General features: G+C 72.7%; 16 protein-coding genes. 6 read left to right on the top strand and 10 right to left on the bottom strand.

Annotation, left to right across the window (positions count from 1 at the left end):
- Window positions 1-44 precede the first annotated feature (44 nt).
- The 3 genes from ACK8N7_RS35690 to ACK8N7_RS35680 all read left to right on the top strand — a co-directional run bounded on the left by ACK8N7_RS35690 (window position 45) and on the right by ACK8N7_RS35680 (window position 2,983).
- Window positions 45-719 carry a response regulator transcription factor gene (locus ACK8N7_RS35690; protein WP_500445229.1) on the top strand — a complete coding sequence of 225 codons (675 nt, stop codon included), beginning with the start codon at window positions 45-47 and terminating at the stop codon, window positions 717-719.
- Window positions 719-2,023: a sensor histidine kinase gene (locus ACK8N7_RS35685; RefSeq protein ID WP_403215411.1), complete on the top strand. Its 1,305-nt coding sequence runs from the start codon at window positions 719-721 to the stop codon at window positions 2,021-2,023. Before ACK8N7_RS35690 ends, ACK8N7_RS35685 begins: the two co-directional genes overlap by 1 nt.
- A 111-nt stretch (window positions 2,024-2,134) precedes the next feature.
- Window positions 2,135-2,983, top strand: a complete 849-nt coding sequence (locus tag ACK8N7_RS35680) for an endo alpha-1,4 polygalactosaminidase (protein ID WP_500445227.1) — start codon at window positions 2,135-2,137, stop codon at window positions 2,981-2,983.
- 15 nt (window positions 2,984-2,998) lie between these two features.
- Here ACK8N7_RS35680 and ACK8N7_RS35675 read toward each other — a convergent pair whose 3' ends face one another.
- Together ACK8N7_RS35675 and ACK8N7_RS35670 are read right to left on the bottom strand one after the other, a co-directional pair.
- On the bottom strand, window positions 2,999-3,802 hold the full coding sequence (locus tag ACK8N7_RS35675; RefSeq protein ID WP_500445225.1) for a VOC family protein: 804 nt from the start codon (window positions 3,800-3,802) through the stop codon (window positions 2,999-3,001).
- Between the two features lie 97 nt (window positions 3,803-3,899).
- Window positions 3,900-4,568 (bottom strand): lysophospholipid acyltransferase family protein, encoded by a 669-nt coding sequence (locus tag ACK8N7_RS35670; protein ID WP_500445223.1) that lies wholly within the window; start codon window positions 4,566-4,568, stop codon window positions 3,900-3,902.
- Between the two features lie 242 nt (window positions 4,569-4,810).
- Between ACK8N7_RS35670 and ACK8N7_RS35665 the strand changes: the two genes are divergently transcribed.
- Complete coding sequence (locus ACK8N7_RS35665) at window positions 4,811-5,743, top strand: aminoglycoside phosphotransferase family protein (RefSeq protein WP_500445221.1); 933 nt, start codon at window positions 4,811-4,813, stop codon at window positions 5,741-5,743.
- The gene (gene tsaD, locus ACK8N7_RS35660) at window positions 5,743-6,852 is read left to right on the top strand and encodes a tRNA (adenosine(37)-N6)-threonylcarbamoyltransferase complex transferase subunit TsaD (protein WP_500445220.1); all 1,110 of its coding nucleotides are present in this window, start codon (window positions 5,743-5,745) and stop codon (window positions 6,850-6,852) included. The genes ACK8N7_RS35665 and tsaD overlap by 1 nt, the downstream gene beginning before the upstream one ends.
- A 64-nt stretch (window positions 6,853-6,916) precedes the next feature.
- On the opposite strand, the gene ACK8N7_RS35655 is transcribed toward tsaD, so the two are convergent.
- The 8 genes from ACK8N7_RS35655 to ACK8N7_RS35620 all read right to left on the bottom strand — a co-directional run bounded on the left by ACK8N7_RS35655 (window position 6,917) and on the right by ACK8N7_RS35620 (window position 14,561).
- Window positions 6,917-8,518, bottom strand: coding sequence for a glycoside hydrolase family 13 protein (locus ACK8N7_RS35655; RefSeq protein ID WP_403215421.1), 1,602 nt, complete (start codon window positions 8,516-8,518; stop codon window positions 6,917-6,919).
- A 178-nt stretch (window positions 8,519-8,696) separates the two neighbouring features.
- Complete coding sequence (locus tag ACK8N7_RS35650; protein WP_403215423.1) at window positions 8,697-9,650, bottom strand: carbohydrate ABC transporter permease; 954 nt, start codon at window positions 9,648-9,650, stop codon at window positions 8,697-8,699.
- 18 nt (window positions 9,651-9,668) lie between these two features.
- Window positions 9,669-10,637, bottom strand: a complete 969-nt coding sequence (locus ACK8N7_RS35645) for a carbohydrate ABC transporter permease (RefSeq protein WP_403215425.1) — start codon at window positions 10,635-10,637, stop codon at window positions 9,669-9,671.
- A 2-nt stretch (window positions 10,638-10,639) separates the two neighbouring features.
- Complete coding sequence (locus ACK8N7_RS35640) at window positions 10,640-11,992, bottom strand: ABC transporter substrate-binding protein (protein WP_403215427.1); 1,353 nt, start codon at window positions 11,990-11,992, stop codon at window positions 10,640-10,642.
- Window positions 11,993-12,606: 614 nt separating this feature from the next.
- Window positions 12,607-12,768 (bottom strand): hypothetical protein, encoded by a 162-nt coding sequence (locus ACK8N7_RS35635; protein WP_164711256.1) that lies wholly within the window; start codon window positions 12,766-12,768, stop codon window positions 12,607-12,609.
- 172 nt (window positions 12,769-12,940) lie between these two features.
- Window positions 12,941-13,480, bottom strand: a complete 540-nt coding sequence (locus tag ACK8N7_RS35630; RefSeq protein WP_500445217.1) for a DUF6630 family protein — start codon at window positions 13,478-13,480, stop codon at window positions 12,941-12,943.
- Between the two features lie 71 nt (window positions 13,481-13,551).
- Window positions 13,552-13,863, bottom strand: a complete 312-nt coding sequence (locus ACK8N7_RS35625) for a hypothetical protein (protein WP_500445216.1) — start codon at window positions 13,861-13,863, stop codon at window positions 13,552-13,554.
- Window positions 13,860-14,561: an alpha/beta fold hydrolase gene (locus tag ACK8N7_RS35620; RefSeq protein WP_500445214.1), complete on the bottom strand. Its 702-nt coding sequence runs from the start codon at window positions 14,559-14,561 to the stop codon at window positions 13,860-13,862. The genes ACK8N7_RS35625 and ACK8N7_RS35620 overlap by 4 nt, the downstream gene beginning before the upstream one ends.
- Before the next feature lie 101 nt (window positions 14,562-14,662).
- On the opposite strand from ACK8N7_RS35620, the gene ACK8N7_RS35615 reads away from it, so the two are divergent.
- On the top strand, window positions 14,663-15,631 hold the full coding sequence (locus ACK8N7_RS35615) for an LLM class flavin-dependent oxidoreductase (protein WP_403215435.1): 969 nt from the start codon (window positions 14,663-14,665) through the stop codon (window positions 15,629-15,631).
- Window positions 15,632-15,670: the final 39 nt, after the last annotated feature.

The raw sequence follows: 15,670 nt of genomic DNA, 5'->3' as shown, positions 1-15,670 counted from the left end.
GGAAGCGACCGGGGGCCATCCCCGAGGGACCCGGAGGCGTCTCCTTGCGTGTGCTGCTGGTGGAGGACGACGACGACCTGCGGGCGGTGATCGCGGCGGGGCTGCGCGAGGCTGGCTTCGCCGTCGACGGGGCGGGCGACTGGCCGGAGGCGGACGTGATGCTGCACGTCACGGCGTACGACTGTGTGGTCCTCGACCGGATGCTGCCCTCCGGTGACTCCCTCGCGCAGCTGGAGTCCAGGCGCCGGGCGGGCTGGTCGGCGCCCGTGCTCTGCCTCACCGCCCTGGACGCCCTGCACGACCGCCTGCACGGGCTGGAGAGCGGGGCGGACGACTACCTGGCCAAGCCGTTCGCGATGCGCGAGCTCGTCCTGCGGGTGCGGAGCCTGACCCGGCGGGCCGCCGAGCGACTGCCCGCCTTCCTGAGCTGCGCGGACGTGGTGATGGACCTGGCGCGGCACGAGGTGCGGCGGGGCGGGGTGCTGCTCTCGCCGAGCCCGAAGGAGTACGCAGTGATCCAGCAGCTCCTGGTCCACCAGGACAGCGTCGTCACGCGTACGGCGCTGCTGGAGCACTGCTGGGACGAGATGGCCGACCCGGTCTCCAACGTGGTGGACGCCATCATCGCCGGCGTACGGCGCAAGCTGGGCGCCCCGGGCCTGGTGCACACCGTGCGCGGCCAGGGGTTCCTGATGAGCGCGGGCCCGGGGCCCGGCTGATGGCGAGGCCCGCGCGGCGCCGCTCCCCGGCCCGGAGCCGGCTGCGCCTGCTGCAGCTGCGCCTGACCGTCGCGTACACCCTGATCACCGTCGTCGGGCTGAGCTGTCTGTCCTGGCTGGTGATCCGCACCGACGACCGGTCCCGGCAGACCGCCGAGTACGACGAGATGCGCCGCCGGGCCTCCGTCGCGGCCTCGCTCGTCTACTACGAGGACGACCGGATCCGGCTCGACGGCCTGAGCGACGACGAGGCGACGGCGGGCACCCCCCAGATCCTGGTGCTGGAGGACCGGCCGGGCTCCGGGCCCGCCGTGGTGTTCCGGGGCCGCACCCAGCAGTTCGACGTGCCGGGTGCGACGGTCGCGCGGGCGGCGCGTTCGGCGATGCGCACGGAGGAAACGGTGCGGCAGGAGGCGCGCGACCGTACGGGCGGGCCGGTCCGGCTGCTGGCCGTGCCCTTCTACCACGACGCCACCGACAAGGTGGCGGGCGCGGCCGTCGCGGTCGGGGATCCGGAGTACGGGGCGGCCGGGCACCGCAGCCTGGTCCTCTCCCTCGTCATCGGGTGCGCCGCCCTCACCGCGCTGGCCGCGCTCACCGGCCATGTCCTGTCCGGGCGGTCCATGCGGCCCGCCTGGCAGGCGCTGGAGCAGCAGGAGCGGCTGCTCGCCGACGCGGCGCACGAGCTGCGGACCCCGGTGGCGGTGATGCGCGGTTCCGTGGAGGTGGCCGAGCGCGGTCCGGGCGGGCTGCAGGCCCATCTGCCGAGGATCCGCCGGGCGGCGGACCGGATGGGCCATGTGGTGGAGAACCTGCTGACCCGGGGGCGGTTGGAGGCCGCCGTGGAGTCGGTACGGGCCGAGCCGCTGCGGCTGGACCAGCTCGTGGAGGAGGTCTGCGCCGATCTGCCGGAGGGCGGGCACCGGCTGGAGCTGCGGCTGGAGGAGTCGGTGGTCGACGCGGACGCGGCGCTGGTGCGGGTCGCCGTACGGAACCTGCTCGACAACGCCGTACGCCACGGTCGTCCGCACGGGGAGCCGGGCCCGGCGGACCTTCTCGTGGCCGTGCACGGACCGGAGGTCTCGGTCGCCGACCGGGGTCCGGGGGTGGAGCCCGCGCGGCTGCCGGAGCTGATGGAGCGCTTCCGCTCGCCGGGCGGCGGGACGGGCATCGGCCTCTCGCTGGTGCACCGGGTGGCCCTCGCCCATCGGGGCAGCCTCACCGTGCGGACCCGGACGGGCGGCGGTGCGATGTTCGTGCTGCGGCTCGCGCCCGCCCGGTCGCGACGGCGGCGGGCACGGTGAGGCCCCCGTCTGCGGGCATGGTGAGCCTTGTGAGGGTGACGCTCACGATTCGCTCATGATCGGCCGTTCATGCTGCGGGGGCAGGTACGAAGACCACGCACGGGAGTCCCCATGTCCAAGCACGCCGTCACCCCCTTCCTCCGCCGCAGGTCCACCCTCGCCGCCCTGGCCGGCGGGGTCGCCGTGGCGGCCGGCGCCGGGGTCATGTTCTCCAGCGCCTTCGCGGCCAGGGCCGCGCCCAAGGTCGCCCTCCCCCAGGCCAACGTCACCTTCGACTACCAGATCGGCGGGGCCTACACCCCGCCCGCAGGGGTGAAGGCTCTCTCTCGCGACCGGAGCGCCAAGCCAGTACGCGGCCTGTACAACGTCTGCTACGTCAACGCCTTCCAGACCCAGCCGGACGCGATGGACTGGTGGCAGAAGAAGAACCCGGACCTCCTGCTGCGCGACAGCAGCGGCGAGCCGGTCAACGACGAGGCCTGGGGCGAGGCGCTGCTCGACACCTCGACGGCCGCCAAGCGCACCCGGCTCGCGAACATCGTCGGCGGCTGGATCGACGGCTGCGCGAAGTCCGGGTTCCAGGCGGTGGAGCCGGACAACCTCGACTCCTACGAGCGCTCCGGGGGCCGGCTCACCAAGGCGCACAACGCCGCGTTCGCCAAGCTGCTGACCACGCGGGCGCACGCGGCGGGGCTGGCGATCGGCCAGAAGAACACCACCGACCTGCTGGGGCAGCGCAAGAGCATCGGCTTCGACTTCGCGGTCGCGGAGGAGTGCGGCCGCTACGACGAGTGCGCCGACTACGCCGCCGCGTACGGCAACCGGGTCCTCGTCATCGAGTACACCGCCCGCGCCTACTCCAAGGCCTGTTCCTCTGTGGGCGCGAAGCTCTCCGTGGTGCAGCGGGACCTCGACGTCCGGCCCGCCGGGCGACCGGGGTATGTGTTCCGCACCTGCTGATACGCCCCGGCGCCGTCACTGCGGGGAGTCAGGTGCCCGATGGGCGCAGAGCGTGAAGAGGGCGCCTTCGGGATCGCCGATCACCGATTCGGATCCGTCGTCCGGGGAGCCCGTCGGCGGGGAGACCTCGCCACCCGCCTTCCGTGCGGCCTCGGTGGCCGCTTCCAGGTCGTCGACCTGGAAGCGGACGTGCCACCGGGGTCGCAGCCGGGGGTCGGGGGACGCCCCGTCGCCGCCGCCGCGCAGGGTGGCCACGGTGTGGCCGCCGTGGCGGACGACGACGGTGTCCTGCTCGTACGCGTAGCCGACCTCGCAGCCGCCCGGTTCGAGGGGGTCCCAGCCGAAGACCGCGGAGTAGAAGATCGCGGCGTCGAAGGCGTGGCTCGTGCGCAGTTCGAGGGCGGCGGGTGCGCTGCCCCGCCCGATCGACCAGGGCGGGGTGCGGCCCTCCCAGAAGCCGAACCCGGCCCCCTCGCGGTCCGCGGCCACGGCTCCCCGGCCGGGGCCGAGCCGGATCGGCCCGACGGCGATGGTGCCGCCGCGTTCCCGTACCCGGGCGGCGGTGGCGTCGACGTCGGCGACCGCGAAGTACGGGGTCCAGGAGGTGGCGGTGGGCAGGCCGGGCCCGATCCGGCCGATCCCGGCGACCGGCAGGCCGTCGGCGTGCGCGACGGTGAAATCCTCGCCCAGGGTGCCGGAGCGGAAGGTCCACCCGAGAACGGCCGTGTAGAAGTCCTGTGCGGCGCGCAGGTCCCGGGCCATGAGACTGACCCAGCAGGGAACGCCGTGCGCCGGGGTGCTCAGCTCTGCCGCCGTCATCGGGATCCGTCTCCTCGCCGGGACAACATGCCTTACATACCTACGCTGCCCGGGTCGGCGGCGCCACCCGGGCGCGTACCCGCGACCGCCGTGACTCTCACCGTGCGGCGAGCGCCGCGGCGGGTTCGCCCAGGTGCCGGGCCGCCGTGCGCCAGGCGGTGGTGACGGCTTCGCGGGCGGCGGCGGTCGCGGCTTCGACGCCGGGGGGCAGGTGGACGGGCGAGCCCAGGTGGACGTGGAGCCGGGGGCGGCGGGCCGGGGCGGTGAGGAACCCCGCGATCTGCTTGGCGTCCGAGCCGGAGGTCACCCGGCGGGCGCCGGCCTGGCCGAGCGGGACGACGGGCGCGCCCGATGCGTGGGCCAGGCGGGCGATGCCGCTGCGGAAGCTCTCCGGCGGCGCCTCGGCGGCGTCCGTGCGCAGGGGCAGCCGGCCCTCCCCGTAGATGAGGACGTGACGGCCCGCCCCGATCGCGGCGGCGGCCCTGCCGAGGGCGTCGGCCGCCCGGTGGGTGGCGCGGTGGACGGGTACATGGCCGCCGCGCTCCAGGAGCCGGCCGAGGACCGGGATGCGCCAGAGGCCGGCGGTGGCCAGGACGACCGGTTCGACGTCGAGGCGCAGGAGTGCGGCGAGGACGACGCCGGGGTCGGCGAGGGAGGTGTGGTTGGCGACGATGATGGAGCCGGGTGCCGGGGCTCCGCCGTCGTCGGACGTGACCGTCAGACGGCCGAGGCAAGGGATGACGGCGGCTGCGACGCTGCTGAGCACGGCTCTCCTGTGGTCCTGTCGGTCGGGTGACCTTCGCGGTCGTGTTCATCGTCGCGGCGGCCGGGCCTTCGGACCTGAGTTCGGATACTCAGCCGGGGGTGGGGTGCGGTGCTCGGGCGGTCGCGACGCCCGGTGCGCTTCCGCACGGAAATGGCGAGCGTCAGGCACCGCCCCGGCCGCAGACTACGGGCATCGCCGACGATGCCTCCACGGCTGGAGGCATCCTTGAGGAGCTGCCCCGGATGAGTCCCGTCCCCTCCCCCGCTTTCGGTATCCCCGACGCCCTGGTCGCGTCGTACGGCGCATCCGGCGACGCCCGGGGCCGGGCGTGGCTGGCGGCGCTGCCCCGGCAGGCCGCGGATTTCCTGGACCGCTGGGGGCTTCGGCGGGACGGGCCGGCCGGCAGCGGCATGGCCGGGCTGGTGCTGCCGGTGGTCCGCGCGGACGGTACGCCGGCGGTGCTCAAGCTCCAGCCGCCCGGTGCGGAGAACTCCGGGGTGGCCGCGGGGCTCCGGGCCTGGAACGGCGACGGGGTGGTGCGGCTGCTCGACAGCGATCCGGTGGCGGGCGCGCAGTTGCTGGAGCGGCTGGACGCGGGGCGGCCGCTGTCGGCGGAGCCGGACGACACGGTGGTGCTGGGGGTGCTGGCCGGGCTCATGGCGCGGCTGTCGGCGGTGCCCGCGCCGCAGGGGATGCGGAGGCTCGCCGACATCGCCGCCGCGATGACCGAGCAGGCGCCGAAGGCGCTGGTGCTGCTGGGTGATCCGGCGGAGCGGGAGCTCGTACGCACCTGTGCGGCGGCCGTGGCCGAACTGGCCGGTGAGGCGGGTGACCGGCTGCTCCACTGGGATCTGCACGACGGCAACGTCCTGGCCGGTGAGCGGGAACCGTGGCTCGCCATCGATCCCGAGCCGTTGGCCGGTGACCCCGGGTTCGAACTGTGGCCCGCCCTGGACGTCCGGTGGGAGAACGTGGTGGCGGGCGGGGTGACGGGCCCGGTGCTGTACCGGTTCGACCTTCTCACCGACGCACTCGGCCTGGACCGGCGGCGAGCCGCCGGCTGGACGCTCGGCCGGGTGCTGCAGAACGCGCTGTGGGACATCGAGGACGGGAAGGCCGCGCTGGAACCCGCCCAGGTCGCCCTCGCCGCGACCCTGCTGGAGCACCGGTCCTGATGATCCGGTACGCGGCTGATCCGGTACGCGGGCCGGGCGGACCGTCTCCCCTGGTGCTCGGGATCGAGTCGTCGTGCGACGAGACCGGGGCGGGTCTGGTCCGGGACGGACGCCTGCTCGGTCACGCGCTCGCGTCGCGCATGGACGGGCACGCCCGCTTCGGCGGTGTCGTGCCCGAGATCGCCGCGCGGGCGCATGTGCACTCCTTCGGCCCGGTCGTGCGGCAGGCAGTGGAGAGCGCGGGGCTGCGGATGTCGGACGTCGGCGCGGTCGCCGTCACCACCGGGCCCGGGCTCTCCGGAGCGCTCCAGGTCGGGCTGGCCGGGGCGAAGGGGCTGGCGTACGCGCTGGACGTGCCGCTGTACGGAGTCCATCACCTGGCGGGGCACGTGGCCGCGGACACCCTGGAGCACGGCCCGCTGCCCGATCCGTGCGTGGTGCTGATCGTCTCCGGCGGCCACACCTCGCTGCTGCTCGTACGCGATCTGGCCCGTGACCCGATCGTCCATCTCGGGGACACCGTGGACGACGCGGCCGGTGAGTGCTTCGACAAGGTGGCGCGGGTGTTCGGGCTGCCCTATCCGGGCGGTCCGGCGATCGACCGGGCGGCGCGGGAGGGCGATCCGCGCGCGGTGGCGTTCCCGCGCCCGATGACCGGGGCGCGGGACGCCCCGTACGCCTTCTCGTTCTCCGGGCTGAAGACCGCTGCCGCCCGGTGGGCCGAGCAGCGGCGTCTGGAGGGCGGGGAGCTGCCCCTGGCCGACGGTGCCGCGTCGCTCCAGGAGGCCGTGGCCGATGTGCTGACCCGCAAGGCCGTGGCGGCCTGCCGGGACCACGGGGTGCCCACGCTGGTCGTGGTCGGCGGGGTGGCCGCCAACTCGCGGGTACGGGAGCTGGCCGAGGAGCGGTGCCGGGCGGCCGGGATCACGCTGCGGGTGCCGCCGCTGCGGCTGTGCACCGACAACGGCGCGATGATCGCGGCGGTCGGTGACCTGCTGGTGCGGGCCGGGGCGGAGCCCGCTCCGATGGACGTGTCGATCGATCCGTCGGCGCCGCTGGAGTACGCGGCGCTGCACCCGGTGGCGCGCGGCGCGGTCCGGGCCGCTTGAGCCGTGCGCGCGGCCCCGGACACCGTCGCGGTGTCCGGGGCCGGCACGGTTCGCCGTACGGGGATCAGACCGCCAGCCACACCGCCGTGTCCTTGGGCAGCCGGCCCTGGTCGTCCAGGGGGTTGCTGGCGAGCAGGACGCCGGTGTGGTCCGGGAGCTCCGCCGGGGCTTCGGCCAGGTTGACCACACAGACCAGGGTGGCGCCGCGCGCGAAGACGAGGACGTCCCGCTCCTCGCTCAGCCAGCGCAGCTGCCCGGTGTGCAGCTCGGGCAGGTTGCGCCGCTGCCGCAGGGCCTCGCGGTAGAGGGCCAGCATGGAGGCCGGGTCGGCGGCCTGGAGGTCGGCGGCGTGGGCCGCCCAGTCGTCCGGGAGCGGCAGCCAGGGCTCCACCGTCGAGCCGAAGCCCGCGTACGGCTCGTCCGCCGCCCAGGGCAGCGGGGTGCGGCAGCCGTCGCGGCCTGGGGCCCGGCCCTGGGACCGGAAGTACATCGGGTCCTGGATGCGGTCCAGCGGTACGTCGGCCTCCGGGAGGCCCAGTTCCTCGCCCTGGTAGAGGTAGACGGAGCCGGGCAGGGCGAGGGAGAGCAGGGCGGCGGCGCGGGCGCGGCGGGTGCCGAGTTCCAGGTCGCTGGGGACGCCGAACGCCTTGCTGGTGAAGGCGAAGCTGGTGTCTTCGCGGCCGTAGCGGGTGACGGTCCGGGTGATGTCGTGGTTGCAGAGGACCCAGGTGGCGGGGGCGCCGACCGGGGCGTGTTCGGCGAGGGTCTCGTCGATGGACCGGCGCAGCCGCTCGCCGTCCCAGGGGCAGCTGAGGAAGCTGAAGTTGAAGGCGGTGTGCAGTTCGTCGGGGCGCAGGTAGCGGGCGAAGCGCTCGGAGTCGGGGAGCCAGACCTCGCCGACGAAGATGCCGTCGAACTCGTCGGCGATGGCCCGCCAGCCTCGGTAGATGTCGTGGAGCTCGTCCCGGTCGACGTACGGGTGCGGTCCCGGGTGTCCGGCGACGTCCGGCAGTGCGGGGTCCTTGGCGACGAGGGCGGCGGAGTCGATGCGGACACCGGCGACGCCCCGCTCGAACCAGAACCGCAGGACGTCCTCGTGCTCCTGGCGGACGGCCGGGTGCGCCCAGTTGAGGTCGGGCTGTTCGGTGGCGAAGAGGTGCAGGTACCACTGGCCGTCCTCGACGCGGGTCCAGGGCACTCCCCCGAACTCGCTCTCCCAGTCGTTGGGCGGCAGTTCGCCGTGGACGCCGCGGCCGGGGCGGAAGTGGAAGAGTTCCCGCTCCGGGCTGCCGGGGCCCGCGGCGAGCGCCGCCTTGAACCAGGCGTGCTGGTCGGAGACGTGGTTGGGCACGATGTCGATGACGGTCCGGATACCCGCCTGCCGGGCCTCGGCGATGAGCTTCTCGGCCTCCGCGAGGTTGCCGAAGGAGGGGTCGATGACCCGGTAGTCCGCGACGTCGTAGCCGCCGTCCGCCATCGGCGAGAGGTACCAGGGCGTGAACCACAGGGCGTCGACCCCGAGTTCGGCCAGGTAGGGCAGCCGGGACCGCACACCCGTCAGATCGCCGGTGCCGTCGCCGTCGCCGTCGGCGAAGCTGCGGACGTAGACCTGGTAAATGACGGCCGAGCGCCACCAGTCGTCGGCGGCAAGCTGGCTGCCTTCCATAAGGCGGGTTCCTTTCGGACGGGCGCGGTCGCCGACGGGGTGGGCCGGTCCGCGCAACAGGGAGGAGCTGGAGGTTCTGGCGCCGCCGCCCCGGAGCGGGGCGGGATGCCGGGGGCGGCGGCGGGTCCGGGGTGGGCGGTACGGTCGGTCCGAGGTCCCGCCCGGTGCTGACGGCCGGTCAGCCCTTCGTGCTCCCCGCGCTGATTCCGGCGATGATGTGCCGCTGGAAGACCAGGAACATCAGGACCATGGGGATGCTCGCGATGACCATGGCGCCGATCAGCACGGTCAGGGGCACGTTCTGGGAGAGCTGGACCAGGGCGACGCTGATCGGCTGCTTGTCGGTGTCGGAGAAGACCATCAGGGGCCAGAGGAAGTCCTGCCACACGGCGACGAGCGCGAAGATCGAGACGACGCCGAGCACCGGCCGGGACAGGGGCAGCACGATGGACCAGAGCGTACGGAGCTTGCCCGCGCCGTCGATCTCGGCCGCCTCCAGCACATCCCGCGGTATCTGGTCGAAGAACCGTTTGAGCAGGTAGAGGTTGAAGGCGTTCGCGACGGCCGGCAGCCAGATGGCCAGCGGGTCGTTGAGCAGGTTGACGTGGATCAGCGGCATGTCCGCGATGGTCAGGTACTTCGGTACGACGAGGGCCTGGACCGGGACCATCAGGGTGGCGAGGATGCCGCCGAGGATCACCTTGCCGAAGGCGGGCTTGAGTTTGGACAGGGCGTAGGCGGCGGCCGTGCAGAAGATGATCTGCAGCACCCAGGCCCCGGTCGCCTGGACCACCGTGTTCCACAGGTGGGTGGGCAGCCGCATCAGGTCCCAGGCGTCGGTGTAGCCGGTCACCTGCCACTGGTCGGGGACGAGGGTGGGCGGGGTGCGCACCACTTCCTCGGGCGGTTTCATCGCGCCCGTGACCATCCAGTAGACGGGGAAGAGGAACGCGAAGGCGAAGAGGAGGACGACGAGGGCGAACACCGACCAGTACGTGACCTTGCCGCGCCGTCCGGCGAGCGCGAGCGGGGAGACGATGGTGCGTACGGACCGCTCGGCCGGCGGGTCCGCGGGCCGCTTGGTGAGGGCGGCGGGTGTCTGCTGTACCGGGGGCGGAGCTGTCTGGGTCATGGTGGGCGGCCGCTCCTCTCAGTCGGTGCGGGTGAGTCGCAGGTACAGGGCGGAGAAGGCGCTCAGCACCAGCAGGAGCATCACGCTGAGGGCGGACGCGCCGCCGAAGTCGTTGTAGAGGAAGGCGTACTTGTAGATCAGGTAGAGCACGGTGACGGTGGAGTTCTCCGGCCCGCCTCCGGTGATGACGAAGGGTTCGGTGAACACCTGCATCGTCGCGATGACCTGAAGGAGCATCAGCATCAGGATGATGAAGCGGGTCTGCGGGATGGTGACGTGCCGGATGCGCTGCCAGACGGACGCGCCGTCCAGCTCGGCCGCCTCGTAGAGCTCGCCGGGGATGCCCTGGAGCGCGGCGAGGTAGATGAGGACGGTGCCGCCCATGTTGGCCCAGGTGGCGACGATGACGAGGGAGACCAGGGCGGTGTCGGCGCCGTTGGTCCAGTTCGACGTCGGCAGGTGGAGGAAGCCGAGCACCTCGTTGGCGAGACCCGCGCCCGGATCGTAGAACCACTTCCACAGCAGGGCGCTGACCACCGGCGGGATCATCACCGGGAGGTAGACGACGACCCGGAAGAACGCCTTGGCGTGGCGGAGTTCGTTGAGGACGAGGGCCATGACGAACGGGATGGCGAACCCGATGACCAGGGCGAGCACGGTGAAGGTGAGCGTGTTGCGCCAGGCCGCCGCGAATTCGGGGTCCTGGAAGACCCGGGTGAAGTTGGCGGTGCCCACCCACTGGGGGTCGGAGCCGGGTGTGTACTTCTGGAACGCGATGATCACCGACCGGATGGCCGGGTACCAGGAGAAGAGGATGAAGCAGAGCAGACCGCCGGTCAGGAACGCGTAGGCGGTGGCCTGGTCGGCGATCTTCCGGCGGAGCGGGGAGAGGGGCCCGCGGCCCGCCGGGCGGGCGCCCCCCGAAGGGGGCGTCGCGCCGGCGGGCCGCGTCACCGCGGGTGGTGCGGGCTGGGACGTGGTCTTCATGCTCAGCCCCGGGTCAGGATTCCGTCGATCTTCGACTGGGCGTCCTTGAGGAGCTGGTCGATGTCGGCGTCCTTCTTGGTGAGCACCGCGGAGACGGCGCCGTCGAGGACGGCGTAGATCTGCTGGCCGTGCTTGGGCTCCAGCTTCATGTCCAGGTTCTGGCCGCCGTCGATGAACGCCTGGTAGTTCTCCACCGGCACGTTGGCGGACGCCTTCTTCAGCTCCTGGTCCTTGGCGTCGGTGGCGCCGGTGAACAGGCGCGGCTCGGGCAGGCCGACCGGCGACTGGTCCTCGGCGGCGCGGGCGTAGTTGTTCATGTAGCCCTGGCCCGGGGTGAGGAAGGTCCACTCCAGCCACTTGAGTCCGGCCTTGATCTGGGCCGGGGTGGCCTTCTTGTTGAACATGTAGCCGTCGCCGCCCATCAGGGTGCCCTTGCCGCCGGGCATCGGGGCGAACGCGAGGTCCTCGTACTTCCCGCCGGCCTCCTTGACGATGCGCGGCACGTTGTCGGGGGCGGCGAGGTACATGCCGAGCTTGCCGGAGCCCATCATCTGGAGGGTGTCGTTGATGATGAGGAGCTGCTTGGCGCCCATGGAGTTGTCGCGCCAGCGCATGTCCTTGAGGTTCTGCAGGACCGCCTTGCCCTCGGGGGTGTCGACCGCGGCCTTCTTGCCGTCCTCGCTGACGACCGAGCCGCCCTGCGAGTAGATCGAGGCGGTGAAGTGCCAGCCGCCCTGGTTCTGGGCGCTGTACTCGGCGAAGCCGACGGTTCCGTTACCCAGGCCCGCGATCTTCTTGGCGGCGGCCTGGACCTCCGGCCAGGTGGCCGGGGGCTTCTCCGGGTCGAGGCCGGCCTTGGTGAAGAGCGCCTTGCTGTAGAGCAGGCCCATGGAGTAGTTGGTGCGCGGAACGCCGTAGATCTTCCCGTCGACCGCGTAGGCGTCACGCAGGGGCTGGGCTATGTCCTTGTACGCCTTGAGGTCCTTGACGTACTCGGTGATGTCCGCGGCCTGGTTGATGGAGACGACGCGTTCGGTGTCGGTGAAGTACGTGTAGAACACGTCCTCCATCTGGCCTCCGGCCAGCTTCGCGTCGAACGTCTTGGGGTCCTGGCACGGGAAGGCGTCGTGCGCGGTGATGTCGATGTCCGGGTTCTGCTTCTCGAACGTCTTGACGTCCTCGTCGAACCGCTTGTGGTCGATCTTCGCACTCGGCTGGGGCCAGCAGTTGACGGTGATGCGCGTCTTGCCGTCCGCGGCGCTCTCGCCCTCGGAGTTGCAGGCGGCCAGGCCGGTGACGGCCAGTGCGGTGGCGACGGCGGTGGCACAGGTACGACGAAGAACAGAACTTCTCATCGGTGGACCCCTCTAGGGCAGGAGTGCGGGAAGCCCACAGCCACGAGCTGTGCGGCGGACCACACTCAACCACCGCCGACGAATGTCCGCAAGATGTCACGTTGATTTCGTAAATCATTGACAGCTCTTGCCCGCCGTACGCGACAAGCGCCCGCAGAAGTACGGGCGAAAGGCTGTACACGGAGGGGTGGATCCGGCTATTACGGGCACGGCACCCCCGCAACGTCCGCAAGCGGCGGCAGCCACGGCACGTCAGGGGCCACTTCGGGGAACGCGGGGGAAACGAAGGTGCGGAGAGGTTGCGAGGAATGGATCCGTGGAGGTCCGCGTGGTCGGCGAGGCTATGCACCCGCCCCTCCGCGACACCCTGGGAGCGCTCTCCGCGCGGATGCGCGGGCCGCTCACCGGGGCGAAGGCGCTTCTTTCACAGTCGTCCGCCGGGTGGCCGCGGTGGCACCGGTGCCCGGATGAGCACCCGGCCGAACCGCGGCCCCACCCACTCTCGCCGACGACGGTTCTTCAGTAAGCCGTCACCTCGGATACGCAAGAATATGGCAATAGTTGCAAGACGTTTATCGTCTTGTGATGGACATGCCCGCCCTGGGCGGCCTGTCCTAGCGGTACGCGGCGGACGACCGTACGCCGCCGAAGTCGATCGCGCGGTCCGCGTCGCGCAGGACCTCCTCGGCCACGCGTCGTACCTCGGCGAGCACGTCTCCCTGCTCCTCCACGAGGCCGGCGTAGATCGGTGCTTCGGTGCTGTCTGCGGAACTCATGCGCATTTCCCCGTCAGGTCTGGTGCGAAAACCCCCGCCGGTCGGCGGAGCGGGGGCGAGTGTACGTGGTGGGTGGCGGACCCCGCGATTCCCGGTCCGGGGACCGAGACGTCCCCGGACCTGCCGGAACAGCGGCCGGGCCGCACCCCGGCGGCTGCGGGCGGCGGCTCGCTCACCGCCCGGAGCGGCCCGCGCCGAGATGCCGGAAGGGGAAGCCCGCACGGGCGGCCAGTGCGGTCAGCTCTTCCGTCCGGGCCGCCCGCAGGCCCACCACCGGGTAGCAGTCGGACTCGATGTCGAGGACGGCCAGGGCCGCGCCGATCTCCCGGTAGCGGCGGCCGCAGGCGTGCAGGAACTTCTCCGTCGGCAGGAGCATCTCCTCGTCCCCGAGGAGCACCCACGGGTCCACGGACGGCCGCGACCGCAGCTTCCTCAGCTGCGACCGGATCTCCTGCGCGTCCTCCTTCCAGTCGAACTCCGCGAGCAGTCCGTGGGCGTCGAGCCCGTCGATGAGGGCGATCCAGGCGAGGTTGTCGACCGGCTCGTCGATCCCCCGGTCCGCCAGCCGGTCCCCGAAGGCGCTCACGTAGTCGTGGGGACGGTCGTGGGCGTGCAGGACCTGCTCGGCGACGTCGGGGTGCGCCGGGGCGAGGAGCGAGGCGATCGCGGCGAGGGCCTCGCGGGTGTCGTCGGGGGCCTGCGGTTCGGGCATGGCGGTGCTCTCCTTCTGCGGCCGGTACGCCTGCTTCGGGCTGCGGCCGGGTGGGGTCGGGTCGGCCCCGGTCAGGGCCGCTGCGGGCGCAGGGCGGCCTGCGGGGGCCGCCGTCCGGCCGTGGGCAGGGGCCGGTGGCCCTCGGTCCACTCGTTCACCCAGCCGCAGCCCGAGCAGGCGTAGCGGCCGTCGAGTCCGGCGATCTGGGTACCGCACCGGGCGCATCCGATGTACGTGATCTCCGGGTGCTCCGTCACCGGTTCGGCACGGGCCGACCGCGATTCCGCGCGGGACCGGGGTTCGGCGCGAGGCTGGGGTTCAGCTCGGAACTGGGGTTCGGGCCGTGTCCGCTTGCCGGGGTTCGGGGCGGTGCCCATCGTCATCGCCCAGTTCCGGCGTCCAGGAGGACGCGGGCGAGCTCGCGCGGCCGGGAGAACATCGGCCAGTGGCCCGTCTCCATCGTGACCAGCTCCCAGCGCTCGCCCTTCAGGAGCGCGGCCACGTCACCGCTCGGCTCGGCTCCGTCGAGCAGGCACTTGACGTACGTCGCGGGCAGCGAGCCGAGCGGCGCTCGCAGGACGGCCGGCTCGGTGAGGGTGGTGCCCGGGTGCGGGGTCGCCCCCGCCACGATCCGGGCGGTCTCCTCGTCACCGAGCCCCTGACCGGCGAAGTCGGCCGTCGTCAGCGGGGGCCAGAAGCCGTCGTTCGCGGCGATCGCGGCCTCGATCTGCGGCCGGCCCTCCGGCCAGCCCGACACGAACGATTCGCCGTCGGCCGGAACATTGGAGTCGACGAAGACCACCCGGTCGAGCCGGTCACCGATGCGTTCCGCCGCCTGCCCGACCGGAATGCCCGAATAGCTGTGCCCGACCAGGACGACATCGTGCAGATCGAGGCGCTCGACGTGGTCGACGATGTCGTTCACATGGGTCTGCTGTCCGGCCGCCGCACCCTGCTTGTCGGCGAGGCCCGAGAGCGTCAGCGGATGGACCGCGTGCCCGGCCGCGCGGAGGTCGGGCAGCACGTCGTTCCACGCCCACGAGCCGAGCCAGGCGCCTGCCACCAGTACGAAGTTCGTCATGGCAGCAACGTAACGCAGGGGTCTGACAGTGCCCCCGGCCTCCTCGCCCCCGGGGCCGCGTTCGCTAGGTTCTCCGTACCGAGACTCAGAGGAGAACACCTGTGCCCTCCCCCACCCCTTCCCCCGCCGTGGGCGTCCTGCTGCCGCGCGATCTGCCCACGGACCTGATCCTGCCGTTCGCCCGCCGGGCCGAGGAGCTGGGCTTCGGGTCGGTGTGGGTGGTGGAGGATCTCGGGTTCCGCGGCGGGGTCGCCCAGGCGGCCACCGTGCTGGCCTCCACGTCCCGGATCCGGGTGGGCATCGGGCTGCTGCCCGCCGGCGCCCGCAACGTGGCGTTCGCGGCACTGGAGATCGCGACCCTCGCCCAGCTCTTCCCCGGCCGGACCGACGTCGGTGTGGGGCACGGCATGCCCGGCTGGATGCGGAGCGTCGGGCAGTGGCCCAGGAGCCCGCTCACCTTCCTGGAGGAGTACATCGACGCACTGCGCGCGCTGCTGCGGGGCGAGGGCCCGGAGGTCCGGGGGCGGTACGTCCACCTCGACGGCGTCCGGCTCGAACGGAGCGCGCTGCCGGACGTGGTGCCCGACATCCTGGCGGGCGTCCGGGGCCCCAGGTCCCTCGCGGTCTCCGGCCGGGTGGCCGACGGAACGATCCTCGCCGAGCCCGTCGCCCCCGAGTACGCCCGGGCGGCGCTCGGACACATCGGCGCCACCCGCCCACACCGCCTGGTCGCGTACAACATCGGCTCGGTGGCCGCCGATCCGGAGGCGGCTCTGGCCGCCGCGCGCCCCGGTCTTGAGTGGATCGGCGAACCGGACTGGCACGCCCACATCGCCCCGCTCCCGTTCGCAGCGGAGCTGGTGGAGCTCCGGGCGGAGTGCCCGACCCGGGAGGAGTTCGTCCGGCGGCTGCCCGACGCCTGGGTCGCGCGGCTCGCCGTCACCGGTACGCCGGATGCGGCCCGCGCCCGGCTGGGCGAACTCGGTGCTGCGGGCGTCACGGACGCCGTCCTCGCCCCGGTCGGACCGGATCCGCTCGGGGCCCTGGAGGCGCTGGCCGGAGTGGTCTGACGACGGGCGAACCCACCTTTCATTTGTGTCGACTTCCGA

This window comes from Streptomyces griseobrunneus (genome assembly GCF_046713465.1).
Classification (GTDB): Bacteria; Actinomycetota; Actinomycetes; order Streptomycetales; family Streptomycetaceae; genus Streptomyces; species Streptomyces microflavus.
This window is presented reverse-complemented; position numbering and strand designations above follow the sequence as displayed.